The following is a 17,765-nucleotide window of genomic DNA, read 5'->3' as shown; positions in this document are numbered from 1 at the left end:
AAACCCGGCGGGCATTGGCCCGCCAGGTTTTCAAAGCTAGGTTATCTGATGTTAATAAGAAGCTTGAGTTACAGTCTGGCGACCCTGGATGCGACCGCTCTTCATCAGGCCGTCGTACTGGCGCATCAGCAACTGTGTTTCGATCTGCTGGAGGGTATCGAGGATCACACCTACCATGATGAGCAACGAAGTGCCACCGAAGAAGGTAGAAAAACCTTGCGTTACACCGAGCAGTTGAGCGATACCAGGCAGGATACCCACCAGTGCCAACAGGATGGCGCCAGGCAGGGTGATCTTGTCCATTACCGCACCAATATAATCAACCGTAGGCTGGCCAGGCTTCACACCGGGGATGAAGCCGTTGTTCTGCTTCAGGTTGTCGGCAATCTGCTTGGGGTTGAAAATAAGGGCGGTGTACAGGAAGGTAAAACCAATTACTACCACCGAGTAGATTACCATGTACCACACGTTGGAGTGGTCGGTAAACATGGCTGCAATACCCTGACCTGTTGCAGTCTTGCTCAGGTTGAACAAGGTAGGCAGGAACAAAACCGCCTGTGCAAAGATGATGGGCATTACACCGGCGCTGTTAACCTTAATGGGCAGGAACTGGCGGGCACCACCAAACTGGCGGTTACCAACAATCTGCTTGGCATAGTTAACAGGTATCTTGCGCACACCTTGCACCAGCAGGATACATCCCATAATGATGGCAATCAGGATGGCGATCTCGATGATGAAGATGAGGATCTGGCCGGTACGAACTGATTTGTTGGTCAGTTCCTGCATAAAGCTCTGGGGCAGTCGGGCCAGGATACCCACCATGATGATGAGTGAAGTACCGTTACCCAGGCCTTTATCAGTGATCTTCTCACCCAGCCACATTACAAACAGGGTACCTGCAGTAAGCAGCAGCACGGTAGACAACCAGAAATACGATTCAAAGCCAGGCATGATACCACCCGATTGGGCGGTCATCTGGCGCAGGTAAGCAACGTAAGCCGAACCCTGAACGGCAGCCACACCCACGGTGAGGAAGCGCGTCCACTGGTTGATTTTTTTACGACCACTCTCTCCTTCTTTCTGCATCTTCTGGAACTGGGGTACCAGTACCGTCATCAGTTGCATGAAGATGGAAGCGGAAATGTAAGGCATGATGCCAAGCGCAAAGATCGAAGCCTGTGAGAAGGCGCCACCGGCAAAGGTGTCGATCAGTCCGAGGATACCATTGTTAGCATTGTTCAGATTCAGTCTGGTAGGATCAATACCGGGCAGTACGATGTGGGTACCCACGCGGTAAATGAATATCAGCACCAGCGTGAACACAATCTTGTCGCGCAGCTCTTCGATGCTCCAGATATTCTTCAGGGTCTTAAATAACTTCTTCACAGAATAGTCAAACGTTTACGATTCTCTATAAGCAAAAAGGTTTGCGATAATAAGACAATATATCCTTTACAGCAAACCTATTTACCATCGAACCAAATGTTGTAATCAATAAAATGAGGCCGCTGTGTACAACAGCGACCTCAAATTTAAAGTAATTACTTGATGATCTCTACGGAACCGCCTGCAGTTTCGATAGCCGATTTGGCTTTCTCGGAGATGGCGTTAACGCGGAAGCTCAGCTTGGCAGTCAGCTCACCATTGCCCAGTACTTTCACGCGGTCGGTTTGAGCGATCAGGCCGTTGATGTACAGGTTCTCGAGGGTGATCTCAGCCAGGTTGTACTTTTCAGACAGCTGCTGGAGTTGACCCAGGTTGAACACTTTGTACTCGATGCGGTTGATGTTCTTGAAGCCACGCTTGGGAACACGACGCTGGATGGGCATCTGGCCACCTTCGTGGGCCATCTTGCGCTGGTAACCGGTACGGCTTTGCTGGCCTTTGTTACCTTTTGTGGAGGTGCCACCTTTACCGGAAGCTTCACCACGACCTAAACGTTTCTCTTTGTGTACGGAACCTTTGGCAGGTTGGAGATTGTGCAGTTTCATGCTTGTTGATTTTTACTTAACGGGGTATCTCCCCTCGCTTTAATTAGCTAATTAGCCAATGAGCTAATGTGCTAAAAGAAAAAAGAATTGCAAAGCTAGTGTAATAACATTAGCCAATTAGCACATTGGCTAATTAGCTAATTGCCTTATGCCAGCTCTTCTACGGCAACCAGGTGCTGTACCTTGTTTACCATACCCAGGATCTGGGGAGTAGCTTCAACCTCTTTGGTAGCGTTCATCTTTTTCAGACCCAGGGCTACCAGGGTATCTTTCTGACGCTGAGGGCGGTCGATGGGGCTCTTTACCAGCGTGATTTTGATCTTCTTCATATCTAATGAGTTTTTAGTTTCTGGTTTTTAGTTTTTGGTTCAATGGTCAGGACCAGGAACCAAAAACTAAAAACTAAAAACTTTTATTAGCCGTTGAATACTTTTTTCAGCGCAACGCGACGTGTTTTAGCGATGCTTACGGGCTCACGCAGCAGGGCGAGGGCTTCGAAAGTAGCTTTAACCACGTTGTGGGGGTTGGCAGAGCCCAGCGACTTGGCCAGAACGTCGGTAACACCGGCGCTTTCCAGCACAGCACGCATCGAACCACCGGCGATTACACCCGTACCGTGTGCAGCAGGCTTGATCAGTACTTTGGCAGCACCAACTTTTGCCAGTTGATCGTGGGGAATAGTACCGTGCATTACAGGAACCTTGATCAGGTTCTTCTTGGCATCTTCGATGCCCTTGGTGATGGCTTCCTGAACTTCTTTTGCTTTGCCCAGGCCATGACCTACCACACCGTTCTCGTTACCAACAACTACCAGTGCGGAGAAAGAGAAAGCACGGCCACCTTTGGTAGTCTTCACTACGCGGTTGATCGCAACAACCTTGTCTTTCAGTTCCAGGTCGCCAGCTTTTACCCTATTTAAATTAGCTTTTGCCATTGTGTATTACTTAGTAATTACGTTAGAATTGAAGCTTTTAGCTGTTGGCTGTTAGCTATTAGCGAGGCTAACAGCTAATGGCTAATAGCTAACGGCTGATTAGAATTGCAGACCTCCTTCACGAGCGCCATCGGCTACTGCCTTAACGCGGCCATGGTACAGGTTGCCACCACGATCGAAAACCACTTTCTCGATACCCAGTTCTTTTGCTTTGCGGGCAACAGCCTGGCCTACGAGGAAGCTCTTTTCTGATTTGGTGCCGGTTTGGGCTGCAATGTCCTTATCGCGGGAAGAAGCAGCTGCCAGGGTAAAGCCGTTTACGTCGTCGATAACCTGAACGTAGATATCGGCATTGCTACGAAACACCGACAGGCGGGGTTTCTGCGCGGTACCCGAAATTTTAGCACGGATCCGGTAGCGGATGTTCTGCCTCCGGGAAAGTTTAGCGCTTGTTTTCATGTTGTTGTATTTACATCCCTGATACTGCCAGGGAATGAGTTTTATGTTTGGAGTTAGGAGTTTGGGGTTTGGTGTTCAGGAGGAGCGATAAACAACTCCAAACCCTAAACACCAAACACCTAACCTTATTTACCAGCAGACTTACCTGCTTTCTTACGTACCACTTCACCCTGGTAGCGAACACCTTTACCTTTGTACGGCTCGGGTTTGCGCAGGCTGCGGATTTTAGCGGCAACGGCACCGATCAGCTGACGGTCGATACCGGTCAGGGTGATTTCGGGGTTCTTACCTTTTTCCTGCAGGGTGGCTACTTTCAGTTCCGAAGGAATTTCGAAAATGATGTTGTGCGAGTAACCCAGGGCGAGGTCCAGAACGTTACCAGTGTTGGTAGCCTTGAAACCTACACCCACCAGCTCCAGCTTACGGGTATAACCTTCAGTTACACCTTTCACCAGGTTGGCCAGCAGGGCGCGGCTCAGACCATGCAGTGCGCGGTGGCGAATCTGGTCGGTGGGACGGGTTACGTTAATTTCATTGTTTTCAACCTGAACAGTGATGTCGCGGTCGATGGGCTGCTTCAGCTCACCCTTGGGGCCTTTCACGGTTACCACGTTGTCAGCTGCAACCGAGATGGTTACACCTGCAGGAACAGCGATGGGCGCTTTACCTATACGAGACATAGTAAGAAGTTTGTTGTTTATTGTTTGATTATGCTTACCAACCGGTCAGCCTGTATAGGAACAGCTTAATGTATTGGTAAGAAGAGGCTGTTGGCTATTAGCTGTTGGCTGTTAGCTAAAAGCCAACAGCTAATAGCTAATAGCTTAGTAGATATAGCACAGTACTTCGCCACCTACATTCTGGGTTTTGGCTTCCTTGTCGGTAAGCACACCCTTAGAAGTAGAGAGGATAGCGATACCCAAGCCATTCTTTACACGACGGAAGTCGGCAGGCTTGGCGTAGTGACGCAGACCGGGACGGCTAACACGCTCCAGCGACTGGATAGCGGGCGTTTTGGTAGCTGCGTCGTACTTCAATGCGATTTTGATCAGACCTTGTTTGTTGTCGTCCTCGAACTTGTACTTCAGGATATAACCCTGGTTGTACAGGATCTCGGTCATGCGCTTCTTCAGGTTAGAAGCGGGGATTTCCACGATGCGGTGTCCTGCCATCTGAGCGTTACGGATACGGGTCAGGAAATCTGCTATAGGATCTGTTACCATGTTTGGAGCCCTCCTACATCCCGCACGGAGCGGGATAATTGGATTTGATATGAATAATTGATGTTGTTGTGTTCATGAATAATGAGTGATGAGTAATGAGTGGTGACTCATTATTCATTACTCATTACTCATCTGCTTACCAGCTAGCCTTCTTCAGACCGGGGATCATGCCGTTCAGGGCCATGTCGCGCAGGGCTACACGGCTGATACCGAAGTAACGGCTGTAACCGCGGGGACGGCCGGTCATCTGGCAACGGTTGTGCAGGCGCACGGGCGAAGCGTTTTTGGGAAGCTCGTCCAAGGCGGCATAGTCGCCGGCGGCTTTCAGGGCTGCACGCTTCTCAGCATACTGGGCAACCATACGCTCACGCTTACGCTGACGAGCCTTTACTGATTCTTTAGCCATAGTGAGTTAATTTGCTAATTTGATAATTAGCCAATGTGCTATGTATAGCTCACTGGCAAATGGTTGTTTGTATTTACAAAAGAACCGGATTAGCTAATGAGCACATTTGCTAATTAGCTAATTGGCACATTATTTCTTGATGTTTTTGAACGGCATACCCAGTTCCTTCAGGAGCTCGTAAGCTTCTTCGTCGTTTTGGGCAGTAGTTACAAAAGTGATGTCCAGACCAGTGATCTTGTTCACCTTATCGATGTCGATTTCAGGGAAGATGATCTGCTCGGTAACACCCATGGTATAGTTGCCACGGCCGTCGAAAGACTTCTCGTTGATGCCTTTGAAGTCACGTACGCGGGGCAGGGCCACAGCGATCAGACGGTCGAGGAATTCGTACATCTTGTCGCCACGCAGGGTAACACGCGCACCGATGGGCATGTTCTTACGCAGCTTGAAGTTGGAGATGTCTTTTTTAGACATGGTAGCTACGGCTTTCTGACCGGTAATGGTGGTCAGTTCGTCGATAGCAATATCAACCAGCTTCTTGTCGGCAACGGCACCATTCACACCGCGGTTGATGGAGATCTTCTCCAGGCGGGGAACCTGCATTACAGACTTGTAGTTGAAGCGCTTCTGCAGGGCAGGGATCACTTCAGCCTTGTACTTATCTTTTAATCTCGGAGTTGTAGTTGTTGTTGCCATTACTTGATTGCCTCCCCGGATTTTTTAGATACACGAACTTTTTTACCTTCTACCACTTCGCGCTTCACTTTGGTGGCTTGTTTGCCATCCCACAACATAACGTTGGAAATTGCGATAGCAGCTTCTTTCTTAACGATACCACCTTTGGTGTTCTGAGCCGAAGGCTTGGTGTGTTTGGTAACAATGGCTACGCCTTCTACCACCACCTTTGCATCATCAACCAGTACTTCCAGCACGGTGCGGGGTTTTTTCAGGTCCTTGTCATCGCCTGCGATAACAACCACCTGGTCGCCCTTGCGGATGTTGTACTTGGGTTTGAATCTTGTTTTCATTTTGTTTTACCCTCATCCCCGCATTGCTGCGGGAGTGTTGTTTTTATGTTCCTGATACTGCCAGGAACCGGTTTATTGATTAGACTATGTTCTGTGTGCCGATCAATAAGGGACCGTTGCGGGTTCCCTCCTACTCCTTAAAGCACTTCAGGAGCCAGGGAGATGATCTTCATGTAGCCCTTATCACGCAGCTCACGAGCAACGGGCCCAAAGATACGGGTACCGCGTGGTTCGTCGGAAGCATTTAAGATAACTACTGCATTATCGTCGAAACGGATGTAAGAACCATCCTTACGACGCAGCTTGTTGGTGGTGCGTACAATAACCGCTTTGGCTACTGTACCTTTTTTGATACCGCCGGCTGGGATAGCGTCTTTAACGGTTACTACGATCTTGTCGCCAACCCTTGCATAACGCTGACCGCTGTTGCCCAGTACACGGATGCAGAGTACTTCTTTAGCACCACTGTTGTCCGCTACTGTCAAACGGGATTCTTGCTGGATCATTTTTTTGAGCTTTTGGCTTTTAGCTGTTAGCGGTTAGCCAGCGCAACTAAAAGCAGTTAGTATTCTTTTTACCAGATAGGCTGTAGCTAAAAGCCAAAGGCCAACAGCTAACAGCTTTTTCTTATTTCACTTTCTCTACGATCTCCACCAGTCTCCATCGCTTAGTCTTGCTCAGGGGACGGGTTTCCATGATCTTCACCACATCGCCGATAGAAGCAGTCTGCTGCTCGTCGTGGGCGTGGAACTTGGTGGTTTTCTTTACGAACTTACCGTAGATGGGGTGCTTTACCTTACGTTCAACGGCAACGGTGATGGTTTTGGTCATCTTGTTGCTGGTAACCACGCCGATACGGGTTTTCCGGAGATTCCTGATTTCAGGAGTTGTTGTTTCAGCCATTGTAATTAGCTTTTAGCTTTTAGCCTTTGGCTGTTAGCTAAGGGCTAACAGCTAACAGCTAACAGCTGTTTATGCACTCAGTTGTTGTTTCTTCAGTTCAGTTTTCAGGCGAGCCAGTTCGCGACGCAGAGAACGGATGCTCATGGGATTCTCCAGGGGAGAAATGGCATGACCGAACTCAAGCTTCTTCAGGCGCTGCTCGTCTTCTGCGATGCGGGCCTTCAGGTCGTCGATGCTCAGGCCCTGAATGCTTTTTTTGAAGTCGATAGTCTTAGACATGATCTTTAATTTGATAAGGTGATAATGTGCCAATGTGCTAATGTCCTTGTGAGGTAAGCCGTTTAGCACATTAGCTAATTGGCTCATTAGCACATTTGTTATTAGGCGGTGATCAGGTCACGACGCTTAACAAACTTGCAGGCGATGGGCAGTTTGCCGGCAGCCAGCTTAAGAGCGCCTTGAGCAACCTCTTCGCTTACACCATCAATTTCAAAAATGATGCGACCGGGTTTAACAGTGGCAGCCCAGAACTCCAGGTTACCTTTACCCTTACCCATACGTACCTCGAGCGGCTTGCGGGTGATGGGCTTGTCGGGGAAAATGCGGATCCACACATTACCTTCACGCTTCATGTGACGGGTGAGTGCCTGACGGGCAGCCTCGATCTGGCGATCGGTGATCCAATGGTTTTCCAGCGCCTTCAGAGCGTAGGAACCAAAAGAGATGGTAGCACCGCGCTTGGCGTCGCCTTTCATGCGGCCTTTCTGCACTTTGCGGTGCTTTGTTCTTTTCGGCTGTAACATATCTAGTTTATAGTTTGTGGTTTGTAGTTGGTAATTTTTCCAAACTCAAACCGCGTTACACATTGAGTTATCAATTAGCTAATTGGCTCATTAGCTAATTAGCTAATTGTTTATCGGTTGCCACCAGGACGGCCACCACCACGGTTGCCACCGCCACGGTTACCACCACCACCGCCTTCACGACGATCGCGACGATCAAAGCCACCACGGTCGCCACCACGGCCGCCATCACGACGGTCGCCAGCGCCACCTTTGTCGGCTACCAGGTTGGGGTTCAGGTCGCGCTTCTGCAGCACTTCACCTTTACATACCCATACCTTGATACCGATCTTGCCGTATACGGTTTGTGCAAACACGTTGGCGTAGTCGATGTCCATACGGAAAGTGTGCAGGGGCACACGGCCTTGCATGAACTTTTCGGAACGGGCAATTTCAGCACCGCCCAGACGGCCGCTCAGCTGAACCTTGATACCTTCGGCACCCATGCGGAGCGCAGAAGCAATGGCCATCTTAGTTGCACGCTTAAAGTTGATGCGGTTTTCAATCTGGCGGGCAATGGTATCGCCTACGATCATAGCATCCAGCTCGGGACGACGGATCTCCAGGATGTTGATCTGTACGTCTTCTTTGCCGGTGAGCTTCTTCAGCTCTTCTTTGATACGGTCTACCTCGCCACCGCCTTTACCGATGATGATACCGGGCTTGGAGGTGTGGATGGTAACGATCAGTTTACCCAAAGTGCGCTCGATCACAATCTTGGCAATGCCGCCTTTGTTGATACGGGCATTCAGGTAGGTGCGGATCTTGTTGTCTTCGATCAGCTTGGTGGAGAAGTCCTTTTTGTTACCATACCAGTTGGATTCCCATCCACGGATGATACCTAACCTGTTACCAATAGGATTTGCTTTTTGACCCATGTTTATTGGTTATACTTTGAATGTTTTGAATTAAGCTTTCGCGTCAACAATTACGGTTACGTGATTGCTGCGTTTGCGTACGCGGTAGCCACGGCCCTGGGGTGCAGGACGCATGCGCTTGAGGGTGCGGGCGCCATCCACGAAAATGGTTTTTACGAACAACTGTCCTTCGTCACCACCTTCGTTCTTCTGCTTCCAGTTGCTGATGGCACTCAGTACCAGCTTGCGCATGGGCACTGCGGGGTGCTTGGGGTTGTGCTCCAGCACGGCCAGAGCTTTCTCAACCTGCATACCGCGGATGAGATCAGCCAGCAAACGCATTTTGCGGGGCGATGTGGGATAGTTACGGAGTTTAGCTACTGCTTCCATTATGATTTAGTTTTTAGCTGTTGGCTGTTAGCTGTTGGCCTGCTAAAGGCTAAAGGCTAACAGCCAAAGGCTAATTATTGTTACTTTTTAGCTGCGTGTCCTTTGAAGTTGCGGGTAGGTGCAAATTCACCCAGTTTGTGACCCACCATGAATTCGGTAACGTAAACAGGGATGAACTTGTTTCCGTTGTGAACTGCGAAGGTGTGACCCACGAAATCAGGCGTGATGGTAGAACGACGGCTCCAGGTTTTGATTACACCTCTTTTGTTTTTGCCGTCGTTGATAGCAACCACTTTGTCTTCAAGGTGCGCCGCTACGTAAGGACCTTTTTTAATCGAACGAGCCATTCTATTTTGAATTTTCGTTTGTTAGAAATGATTATTTAGCCAGTTTGCCACCGTTCTTACGTTGGATGATCAGCTTGTCGCTGCCTTTTCCTTTCGTACGGGTTTTCAGACCACGAGAGTACATACCTGTTCTGCTGCGGGGCTGACCACCGGAGGCACGACCTTCACCACCACCCATCGGGTGATCGACAGGGTTCATGGCCACACCACGGTTGCGAGGCTTAATACCTTTCCAACGGTTGCGTCCTGCTTTACCCTTGCTTTCCAGGCTGTGGTCGCTGTTAGAAGCAACACCTACAGTAGCGAAGCAATTGATCAGCACTTTACGCAGTTCACCCGAAGGCATTTTCAGAATTGCATATTTTTCTTCCTTGTTGCTCAGCTGGGCAGATGCACCGGCGCTGCGGGCAATCTTACCACCCTGGCCAGGCTGCATCTCGATGTTGTGCACAACAGTACCCAGGGGCATGTTCTTCAGCTGGAGTGCGTTGCCCAGTTCAGGAGCTACAGCGTCGCCGCTTTCCACCTTGGAACCTACGGTGAGGCCCTGGGGAGCGATGATGTAGCGCTTCTCACCGTCTGCATAGTTCAGCAGGGCGATGAAAGCCGAACGGTTCGGATCATATTCGATTGTAGCTACAGTAGCAGGGATGTTCTTTTTATCACGCTTGAAGTCGATGATACGGTACATCTTTTTGTGACCGCCACCGATGTAGCGCATAGAACGACGGCCCTGGCTGTTACGACCACCAGTACCTTTTTTGAATTCCACCAACGACTTCTCGGGAACGTTGGTAGTAACTTCCGCATAAGCGTTGCCGATTCTCCAACGGGTACCGGCTGTAACGGGTTTATACTTTCTTAATGCCATTGTTTATTGTTTATCAACATTAGCGGCTGTTGCAGCCATTCGGGTTAACAGTTGTGGTCTGTCGTCTGATGTCTGTTGTCTTTTTAGACTACAGCCGACTGACGACGGACGACTATTTGCTTAAAGGCTGTTGCTGTACAGGTCGATGGTCTCGCCTTCGGCTACAGTTACCAGCGCTTTTTTGTAAGCGGGTTTCTGGCCTTGTACAAAACCCTTCTTGGTGTAGCGGGTTTTGTTTTTACCGGGAACCACGGAAGTGTTTACGTCTACTACGTTTACACCGTAGAAGGCTTCAACTGCATTTTTGATCTCCAGCTTGTTTGCTTTGCGGGCCACCTTGAAAGCATAGCGGCGCAGGCTTTCCTGCTGACCGTTGGCCTTTTCTGTCAGGATGGGTTTTACCAGTACTTCAGAAGTTCTCATCTGAAAAGATTTGAAAGGTTAATACTTTATTACGCTGCTTCAGCTTCTTCAGCACCGGCAAATACCTTGGCAGCGCTTTCAGTCAGAACCAGTACTTCAGAGTTTACGATGTCGTAAGTGTTCACATCGCTCAGCAGGGTACCCAGCACGGTGGGGATGTTGCGGAGGCTGAGGGTTACGTTGTCGTTGTACTCGGGGGTAACGAACATCAGCTTCTTGTTGTCGGCCTTCAGGCTCTTCAGCAGACCTACGATGGTCTTGGTCTTGGGAGCGTCGAGGTTCAGGTCTTCAACAACGATGATGGCGTTTTCTTTAGCCTTGTAAGACAGGGCAGAGATTTTAGCCAGATCCTTCACCTTGCGGTTCAGTTTGATGTCGTACTTGTGGGGCTTGGGACCAAAGATGGTACCACCGCCTTTGTACAAAGGGTTACGGATATTACCCTTACGAGAGCCACCGGTACCTTTCTGGCGGTGCAGCTTGCGGCTGGCACCCTGTACTTCGGCGCGGGTTTTTACTTTGTGGGTACCCTGGCGCTGAGCGGCGAGGTACTGTTTTACCGCGAGGTAGATAACGTGATTGTTCGGCTCGATACCGAAGATCTCTTCAGGAAGTTCAACAGTTCTGCCTGTTTCCTGTCCTTGTATGTTTAATACGTTCAGTTGCATGATTACTTCTGGATTAAAACGATTGAACCATTGTGGCCCGGAACGGATCCACTTACCAAGATGTAGTTCTTCTCAGCGAAGATCTTCACTACTTTCAGGCCTTTTACCTTTACGCGGTCGGTACCCATACGGCCTGCCATACGCATGCCTTTGAATACACGGCTGGGGTAAGAAGAGCCACCGATAGAACCGGGTGCACGCTGACGGTCGTGCTGGCCATGCGAAGCCTCGCCCACACCAGAGAAGCCATGACGCTTAACTACGCCCTGGAAACCTTTACCCTTGGTGGTGCCTACCACGTCAACTTTTTCGCCTTCAGCGAAAATGTCCACGGTGAGTACGTCGCCGATGTTTTGATCCTGATAGAAGTTGCGAAACTCTTTTACGAATTTCTTGGCCGGAGTGTTGGCCTTTACGAAGTGATTTGCTTCAGCTTTCAGCGTTTGGTTGGGCTTCTTGTCGCCGAAACCGATTTGGAGTGCGCTGTAGCCGTCTGTTTCCTGCGTTTTAACCTGAGTTACAACGCAAGGACCAGCCTCGATGATGGTGCAGGCAGTTTGCTTACCGCTTGCATCGAAGATGCTGGTCATCCCGATTTTCTTGCCGATAATACCTTTCATTTGTGTTTAAGGTTTATCCCCGCAAGGTTGTGCAAGACAGACCCCAGAAGGTAGGGGGTCTTCAATCCTGGTTTATTGCCGACCTTTTCTTTTATCAGCACTTCCCGAAGGAAGCGGCCCCGGCTAGTGGGGTTCAGAAGTACCGGCAACAAACAAACCTCGAAGGGCTTGTTTATATGTAAAAACTCAGTTTAATCCCGGTTGCCCGGAGGCTGAGTAGTTTGCTAAAACAGCGCTCTTTTCTTCCCGGCCTGAAGGCTGCGGGAGTTGAGAGATGTTGGAAAAAGTTATAAAGAACTAAAGGCCCGGAGTTACCCGGACCGCTGTTTTTGATCTTGCTGTTATGCTTTGATCTCCACTTCAACACCAGAAGGCAGGTCGAGCTTAGACAGTGCGTCTACGGTACGGCTGCTAGAGGTGTAGATGTCCAGGAGGCGCTTGTGGGTAGCCAACTGGAACTGCTCGCGGCTCTTCTTATTTACGTGGGGCGAGCGCAGAACGGTGAAGATCTTTTTACGCGTAGGCAGGGGAATTGGACCTGTTACTACTGCGCCAGTGCTACGCACGGTCTTCACGATTTTCTCGGCTGATTTATCGACCAGATTGTGGTCGTAAGACTGTAATTTGATTCGGATTCTCTGTGACATAGGTCCAACCCACTTTTTCGAATGGGAGTGCAAAGGAACGGAACTTATTGGAACCAGCCAAAGATTGAGGAAGAATTTTTGTGGATAATTGGGAAAATATCGGGTTTTTTGCGGTCTTATCCACAATCTGGGGCTGTGCAAACATTAAAGGTCATCCTTATTCTCTTGTTTAGCCCCTGTATGCAGCAATATACCAAAGAATGGACCATTCCACTGAAGCAGTACCAAATCAAAAAGATGCACCTGTTAAGAAAACAATTAAACTGCTCCTGAAGATTGGTATTACCTTAGTCTGCTTCTGGTATATCAGTCAAAAAATCAACTGGCAACAGGCCACCCAGGCACTTGCCGATGCCAATTGGTGGTACCTTTTCCTGGCGGTGCTGCTTTATCTGTTAAGTAAGGTCCTCTCCTCTTTCAGGCTTAATTTTTACTTCCGCAACATCGGCCTGAATTTACCTGAGCTTACCAACGGAAAGCTGTATTGGATGGGTATGTTCTACAACCTGTTTTTACCCGGAGCCATCAGTGGTGATGCCTATAAAGTTGTGTTGTTGCATAAACGGTATGGCGCACCTTATAAGAAAGCTAGTGCTGCGGTATTGCTGGACCGCTTTAGCGGGTTGCTGGCACTAGGCGTGTTGCTTGCTGCTTATGGGCTGATTGTGGTTCCAGATGCGCTGTGGGATGGATTGTTTATTGCCGGCGCTATTGGCGCTATTATCGGGCTTTACCTGGTTATCCGTTTCTTCTTTCCCGACTTTCTACCTTCCTTCTGGCCTGCATTCTTCTGGGGTCTTGCTGTACAAGGTGTGCAGGTAGTTTGCCTGTATGCCATCCTTGCTGCTATAGGCCAGCCCTTACTGCATGCGTGGATCTTTATCTCCCTTGTTGCTACTGTTATCTCCGTGCTGCCCATTTCCCTGGGTGGTGGCCTCGGCACCCGCGAACTGGTTTTTGCGGAAGGGGCAGGGTTCTTTGGGCTTGACCCGGCTATAGCGGTGGTGATCAGTTTGCTGTTTTATTTCTGTAACCTGGTTACGTCTGTGTGGGGGGTGTATTATACGTTTCATGATCCATTAGTGGATAGGAACACGGATTGAACAGATGAAACAGATTTGAACGGATTATCCGTTTATATCCGTCTGATCCGTTCCATCCGTGTTCCCATCACAGCATAAAAAAACCCCGCTCAAAAGCGGGGTTCGTATGTTTAACAACTACTGAAATTATTCAGCAATTGCCTTGCCTCTGTTCTTAGAGATCACCTCTTCGGCGATGTTGTTGGGAGCAGGTGCATAGTGCGAGAACTCCATGGTAGAAGATGCACGACCAGAAGACAGTGAGCGCAGCTGGGTTACATAACCAAACATTTCGCTCAGGGGTACTTTGGCTTTGATCACCTGTACACCGGCACGGGTATCCATACCTTCCAGCATACCGCGACGACGGTTCAGGTCACCGGTAACGTCACCCATGTACTGGTCAGGAGTCAGTACCTCAACACGCATGATGGGCTCCAGCAGAACGGGCTTCGCTTTGCGGGCAGCTTCGCGGAAACCTTGCTTGGCGCACATTTCAAACGACATAGCGTCGGAGTCAACTGCGTGGAAAGAACCGTCGAATACACGAACCTTCAGGTTGTCTACGGGGAAGGAAGCCAGCACACCGGTGTTCATCGACTGTTCAAAACCTTTCTGGATGGCAGGTACAAATTCACGGGGAATAGAACCACCAAACAGATCGTTAACAAACTGGTAGTTTTTGTCGGGGTTTTCAGCTTTCCACTCTGCGTCGATGGGACCGAGGTCAAACTGGATGTCGGCAAACTTACCACGACCACCCGATTGCTTCTTCAGCACTTCGCGGTGTTGTACGGTTTGGTTGAATGCTTCTTTATAGGCAACCTGGGGAGCACCCTGGTTTACTTCTACTTTGAATTCGCGACGCATACGGTCAACGATGATCTCCAGGTGCAGTTCACCCATACCTGAAAGGATGGTCTGACCGGTATCTTCGTCGGTTTTAACGCGCAGGGTAGGATCTTCTTCTACCAGCTTGGAAATGGCCATACCCATTTTGTCAACGTCGGCCTGTGTTTTGGGCTCAACGGCAACGGAGATTACAGGCTCGGGGATGAACATGTTCTCCAGGGTGATGGGGTGATCTTCGTGGCAGAGGGTATCACCGGTTTTGATTTCCTTGAAACCAACAGCTGCACCAATGTCACCAGCTTCGATGAAGTCGATGGGGTTTTGCTTGTTGGCAAACATTTTCATAATCCGGGAGATACGCTCTTTTTTGCCGCTGCGTACGTTCAGTACATAGCTACCGGCATCGAGGTGACCCGAATAAACCCGGAAGAACGCCAGGCGACCTACGAAAGGATCGGTCATGATCTTGAAGGCCAGGGCAGCAAAAGGTTCTTTTGCGTTGGGCTTGCGCTCCAGTTCTTCGCCGGTGTTGGGATCGGTACCTTTTACGGCTTCGATATCGATGGGCGAAGGCAGGTAACGGCAAACAGCATCCAGTGCGGTTTGTACACCTTTGTTTTTGAAAGAAGAACCACACATCATAGGCACGATCGACAGGTCGATGGTTGCTTTGCGGATGGCTTCGTGGATTTCACCTTCGGTGATGGTATCAGGGTTCTCGAAGAACTTCTCCATCAGCTGGTCGTCGTATTCGGCTACGGCTTCTACCAGCTTGGCACGCCACTCATTGGCTTCTTCAACCATATCGGCAGGGATGTCGATCTCATCGAAAGTCATACCTTCTGTTTCCATGTGCCAGATGATACCTTTCATCTTGATCAGGTCAACCACACCTTTGAAATCATCTTCGGCGCCGATGGGGAGCTGCAGGGGAACGGCTTTCGAACCCAGCATTTCACGCACCTGGTTAACCACCATCAGGAAGTCGGCACCGGAGCGGTCCATTTTGTTTACAAAACCGATACGGGGAACGTTGTAACGGTTTGCCTGGCGCCATACAGTCTCCGACTGGGGTTCTACACCGTCAACGGCAGAGAACAGGGCGATCAGACCATCCAGTACACGCATAGAACGTTCTACCTCTACGGTGAAGTCCACGTGACCGGGGGTATCGATGATGTTGAAGGAATATTTTTGGGTATTGGCATCTGCCTTACCTTTTACGGTAGGGAAGTTCCACTGGCAGCTTACAGCGGCCGAGGTGATGGTGATACCACGCTCTTTTTCCTGCTCCATCCAGTCGGTGGTAGCAGCACCGTCGTGCACTTCACCAATCTTGTGAATCATACCGGTGTAGCGCAGGATGCGCTCGGTTGTAGTGGTCTTACCGGCATCGATGTGCGCGGCAATACCGAAGTTCCGTTGAAATTTTAAGTCTGCCATGATGATTTGATTGTATAAAATCGTTGTTTCCCGGACTTCCGGCAGGGCTGCAGCAGATGCAGCAGGCTGACCGGTTTAGGCCTTGCTCAATTTCAAGTCTGCCTGATGGTTTTTGGGCAAGAAAAAATTGAGGACGCAAAGGTAAGGAAATGAGGCACATTTTGCCCCGGTATTTATTTCTTGTTTGTTAATTAAACGACGAGTGCCGACAGAGCTTCGGCGGACACCGGACAAAAACCTCCGGGCAGCAATACTACACACGCCATTCACCATTGCTATGGTTGCTTACAGGTCAAAGGTGGAGATGGGTAAATCCACAGCCTGTTGACAGAACAGAACCAACTGTTTAAAAAACCTTGCTGGAACAGCAAATCCTACTTTGCCGCGGTAATGGTGGTAGCATTGAAGCATTTTAACCCTGGAATCTGACCGGTTGTGCCCCACTCAAATTCTCTTTCTCTTTAGGTGTTCCACGCAATTTGTTTCAGGCATTTTGCCGGCCCCTTCATGGGTCTCCTTACCTGGCCGATTCTCCGCTTGCGGTTGTCCACAATTGTGCATAAACTTTTACCTAACAGGCATGTATAATGCACATTTTTTGCAAATAGTTATATCCTTAGTACTTTGGTAGTACTATTTATTAACCCATTTAAAAATTCATTCATTATGGCAACTTCAAAAGCAGCCAAAAAAGCTGCCCCGAAGAAATCTTCGGGTGCTGGCAAAACCGCCAGCAAAGCGGCTTCCAAAGGTGCAGCTAAAACTGCAACCAAGAAGACCGCCGCTAAAAAAGCAGCGCCTGCTAAAAAGGCTACGGCTAAGAAAGCAGCGCCTGCAAAGAAAGCAGCCGCAAAAAAAGCAGCGCCCAAGAAAGGACCTGTAAAAGCTTCTGCTAAAACAACCGGAGCAAAAAAGACTGCAGCCAAGAAAGCCGCCCCTGCAAAAAAAGCGGCTGCTAAGAAAGCAACAGCTAAGAAGGCTGCCCCCGCCAAGAAAACAGCCGCAAAAAAAGCAGCGCCCAAGAAAGGACCTGTGAAAGCTTCTGCTAAAACAACCGGAGCAAAAAAGACTGCAGCAAAGAAAGCCGCTCCTGCAAAAAAAGCAGCTGCTAAGAAAGCTACAGCTAAGAAGGCCGCCCCCGCCAAGAAGGCTGCTGCCAAGAAAGCTGCTCCTTCAAAGAAAGCAGCCGCTAAAAAAGCAGCACCTGCAAAGAAGGCCGTAGCCAAAGCAGCTCCTAAAAAAGGTGCAGTTAAAACAGCTGCCAAGGCCGCACCAAAAGCAATCAGCAAAACTGCTGGCAAAACAGCAGGTAAAAGTGCTACCCGCTCTGGCGGTGGTGCCAACAAGGCTACTGCAACTCCTGCCAAAAACAACACCCGTAACAAGCAGGCCAATGCCAGTAAAGGTGTGGGTGGTAGCCGCACACCACAAAAGCGTAACAACGCCAATTCCGGCAGTGCTACTACAGGTCACTTTAACGATGCGGACGCTACCCGCAGCGAAAACACCGACGGACTGAGTGCAGATCAGGTAATTGCCGAAACCTCTACCGAAACCGGTGCAGAAGACAGCAACCCCGGCAACACTGATGCTGATGCTTCCAAAGACTTTGGCGGTGGCAACACCGAAGGTCCGGACAACGTGTAATTGCACGCAAAGCAAATAATAGAATCAAGGCTGCTCCCCGGAGTAGCCTTTTTTATTTTTCACGCAATTGAGTTTCCCGCAAAGCGGCAAAGGAGCAAAGACGCAAAGTTTATTTCACGCAACGACGCA

26 protein-coding genes are annotated in these 17,765 nt (G+C 49.5%); 2 read left to right on the top strand and 24 right to left on the bottom strand.

Annotation, left to right across the window (positions count from 1 at the left end):
- Nucleotides 1-51: 51 nt before the first annotated feature.
- The 22 genes from secY to rpsJ all read right to left on the bottom strand — a co-directional run bounded on the left by secY (nt 52) and on the right by rpsJ (nt 12,612).
- Nucleotides 52-1,389, bottom strand: a complete 1,338-nt coding sequence (gene secY / locus BUE76_RS08920) for a preprotein translocase subunit SecY (RefSeq protein ID WP_073042520.1) — start codon at nt 1,387-1,389, stop codon at nt 52-54.
- Nucleotides 1,390-1,544: 155 nt separating this feature from the next.
- The gene (gene rplO / locus BUE76_RS08915) at nt 1,545-1,994 is read right to left on the bottom strand and encodes a 50S ribosomal protein L15 (RefSeq protein WP_073042522.1); all 450 of its coding nucleotides are present in this window, start codon (nt 1,992-1,994) and stop codon (nt 1,545-1,547) included.
- Nucleotides 1,995-2,140: 146 nt separating this feature from the next.
- Nucleotides 2,141-2,323, bottom strand: coding sequence for a 50S ribosomal protein L30 (gene rpmD / locus BUE76_RS08910; RefSeq protein ID WP_073042523.1), 183 nt, complete (start codon nt 2,321-2,323; stop codon nt 2,141-2,143).
- 86 nt (nt 2,324-2,409) lie between these two features.
- Nucleotides 2,410-2,928, bottom strand: a complete 519-nt coding sequence (rpsE, locus tag BUE76_RS08905; RefSeq protein ID WP_073042525.1) for a 30S ribosomal protein S5 — start codon at nt 2,926-2,928, stop codon at nt 2,410-2,412.
- Nucleotides 2,929-3,027: 99 nt separating this feature from the next.
- Nucleotides 3,028-3,387 (bottom strand): 50S ribosomal protein L18, encoded by a 360-nt coding sequence (gene rplR / locus BUE76_RS08900; RefSeq protein ID WP_073042527.1) that lies wholly within the window; start codon nt 3,385-3,387, stop codon nt 3,028-3,030.
- 125 nt (nt 3,388-3,512) lie between these two features.
- Nucleotides 3,513-4,067, bottom strand: a complete 555-nt coding sequence (gene rplF / locus BUE76_RS08895) for a 50S ribosomal protein L6 (protein ID WP_073042529.1) — start codon at nt 4,065-4,067, stop codon at nt 3,513-3,515.
- A 144-nt stretch (nt 4,068-4,211) separates the two neighbouring features.
- The gene (gene rpsH / locus BUE76_RS08890; protein WP_073042531.1) at nt 4,212-4,610 is read right to left on the bottom strand and encodes a 30S ribosomal protein S8; all 399 of its coding nucleotides are present in this window, start codon (nt 4,608-4,610) and stop codon (nt 4,212-4,214) included.
- 136 nt (nt 4,611-4,746) lie between these two features.
- Nucleotides 4,747-5,016 (bottom strand): 30S ribosomal protein S14, encoded by a 270-nt coding sequence (gene rpsN / locus BUE76_RS08885; protein ID WP_073042533.1) that lies wholly within the window; start codon nt 5,014-5,016, stop codon nt 4,747-4,749.
- A 129-nt stretch (nt 5,017-5,145) separates the two neighbouring features.
- Nucleotides 5,146-5,712, bottom strand: coding sequence for a 50S ribosomal protein L5 (rplE, locus tag BUE76_RS08880; RefSeq protein WP_073042535.1), 567 nt, complete (start codon nt 5,710-5,712; stop codon nt 5,146-5,148).
- Nucleotides 5,712-6,044 carry a 50S ribosomal protein L24 gene (gene rplX, locus BUE76_RS08875; RefSeq protein ID WP_073042536.1) on the bottom strand — a complete coding sequence of 111 codons (333 nt, stop codon included), beginning with the start codon at nt 6,042-6,044 and terminating at the stop codon, nt 5,712-5,714. Before rplX ends, rplE begins: the two co-directional genes overlap by 1 nt.
- A 137-nt stretch (nt 6,045-6,181) precedes the next feature.
- Nucleotides 6,182-6,550 (bottom strand): 50S ribosomal protein L14, encoded by a 369-nt coding sequence (gene rplN, locus BUE76_RS08870; protein ID WP_073042538.1) that lies wholly within the window; start codon nt 6,548-6,550, stop codon nt 6,182-6,184.
- Between the two features lie 121 nt (nt 6,551-6,671).
- Nucleotides 6,672-6,947, bottom strand: coding sequence for a 30S ribosomal protein S17 (rpsQ, locus tag BUE76_RS08865; RefSeq protein ID WP_073042540.1), 276 nt, complete (start codon nt 6,945-6,947; stop codon nt 6,672-6,674).
- A 69-nt stretch (nt 6,948-7,016) separates the two neighbouring features.
- Nucleotides 7,017-7,226 carry a 50S ribosomal protein L29 gene (gene rpmC / locus BUE76_RS08860; RefSeq protein ID WP_073042542.1) on the bottom strand — a complete coding sequence of 70 codons (210 nt, stop codon included), beginning with the start codon at nt 7,224-7,226 and terminating at the stop codon, nt 7,017-7,019.
- 101 nt (nt 7,227-7,327) lie between these two features.
- Nucleotides 7,328-7,750, bottom strand: a complete 423-nt coding sequence (gene rplP / locus BUE76_RS08855; protein ID WP_073042544.1) for a 50S ribosomal protein L16 — start codon at nt 7,748-7,750, stop codon at nt 7,328-7,330.
- Nucleotides 7,751-7,860: 110 nt separating this feature from the next.
- Nucleotides 7,861-8,667, bottom strand: coding sequence for a 30S ribosomal protein S3 (gene rpsC / locus BUE76_RS08850; protein ID WP_073042546.1), 807 nt, complete (start codon nt 8,665-8,667; stop codon nt 7,861-7,863).
- A gap of 30 nt (nt 8,668-8,697) precedes the next feature.
- A complete protein-coding gene (gene rplV, locus BUE76_RS08845) occupies nt 8,698-9,036 on the bottom strand; it encodes a 50S ribosomal protein L22 (RefSeq protein ID WP_073042548.1) in 339 nt (112 codons plus the stop codon).
- Between the two features lie 80 nt (nt 9,037-9,116).
- Nucleotides 9,117-9,383, bottom strand: coding sequence for a 30S ribosomal protein S19 (gene rpsS / locus BUE76_RS08840; RefSeq protein ID WP_073042550.1), 267 nt, complete (start codon nt 9,381-9,383; stop codon nt 9,117-9,119).
- A gap of 31 nt (nt 9,384-9,414) precedes the next feature.
- A complete protein-coding gene (gene rplB, locus BUE76_RS08835; protein WP_073042552.1) occupies nt 9,415-10,254 on the bottom strand; it encodes a 50S ribosomal protein L2 in 840 nt (279 codons plus the stop codon).
- A gap of 120 nt (nt 10,255-10,374) precedes the next feature.
- The gene (gene rplW / locus BUE76_RS08830) at nt 10,375-10,677 is read right to left on the bottom strand and encodes a 50S ribosomal protein L23 (RefSeq protein ID WP_073042554.1); all 303 of its coding nucleotides are present in this window, start codon (nt 10,675-10,677) and stop codon (nt 10,375-10,377) included.
- A 29-nt stretch (nt 10,678-10,706) separates the two neighbouring features.
- A complete protein-coding gene (rplD, locus tag BUE76_RS08825) occupies nt 10,707-11,345 on the bottom strand; it encodes a 50S ribosomal protein L4 (RefSeq protein ID WP_073042556.1) in 639 nt (212 codons plus the stop codon).
- Nucleotides 11,346-11,347: 2 nt separating this feature from the next.
- Nucleotides 11,348-11,965: a 50S ribosomal protein L3 gene (gene rplC, locus BUE76_RS08820; RefSeq protein WP_073042558.1), complete on the bottom strand. Its 618-nt coding sequence runs from the start codon at nt 11,963-11,965 to the stop codon at nt 11,348-11,350.
- A 341-nt stretch (nt 11,966-12,306) separates the two neighbouring features.
- A complete protein-coding gene (rpsJ, locus tag BUE76_RS08810) occupies nt 12,307-12,612 on the bottom strand; it encodes a 30S ribosomal protein S10 (RefSeq protein ID WP_028787065.1) in 306 nt (101 codons plus the stop codon).
- A gap of 200 nt (nt 12,613-12,812) precedes the next feature.
- On the opposite strand from rpsJ, the gene BUE76_RS08805 reads away from it, so the two are divergent.
- A complete protein-coding gene (locus tag BUE76_RS08805) occupies nt 12,813-13,715 on the top strand; it encodes a lysylphosphatidylglycerol synthase transmembrane domain-containing protein (protein WP_073042561.1) in 903 nt (300 codons plus the stop codon).
- 126 nt (nt 13,716-13,841) lie between these two features.
- Here the strand turns inward: BUE76_RS08805 and fusA are convergent, their stop codons facing one another.
- Both fusA and BUE76_RS24740 read right to left on the bottom strand, forming a co-directional pair.
- Nucleotides 13,842-15,989 carry an elongation factor G gene (gene fusA / locus BUE76_RS08800; protein WP_073042563.1) on the bottom strand — a complete coding sequence of 716 codons (2,148 nt, stop codon included), beginning with the start codon at nt 15,987-15,989 and terminating at the stop codon, nt 13,842-13,844.
- 608 nt (nt 15,990-16,597) lie between these two features.
- Nucleotides 16,598-17,290, bottom strand: a complete 693-nt coding sequence (locus BUE76_RS24740; protein ID WP_178371835.1) for a hypothetical protein — start codon at nt 17,288-17,290, stop codon at nt 16,598-16,600.
- Nucleotides 17,291-17,396: 106 nt separating this feature from the next.
- Between BUE76_RS24740 and BUE76_RS24650 the strand changes: the two genes are divergently transcribed.
- A complete protein-coding gene (locus tag BUE76_RS24650; RefSeq protein ID WP_173702653.1) occupies nt 17,397-17,636 on the top strand; it encodes a hypothetical protein in 240 nt (79 codons plus the stop codon).
- The last annotated feature ends 129 nt before the right edge of the window (nt 17,637-17,765 follow it).

The organism is Cnuella takakiae, assembly GCF_001953305.1.
Classification (GTDB): Bacteria; Bacteroidota; Bacteroidia; order Chitinophagales; family Chitinophagaceae; genus Flavisolibacter; species Flavisolibacter takakiae.
Note: the sequence above shows the minus strand (reverse complement) of the source record. Positions and strands in the feature narration are given on the sequence as shown.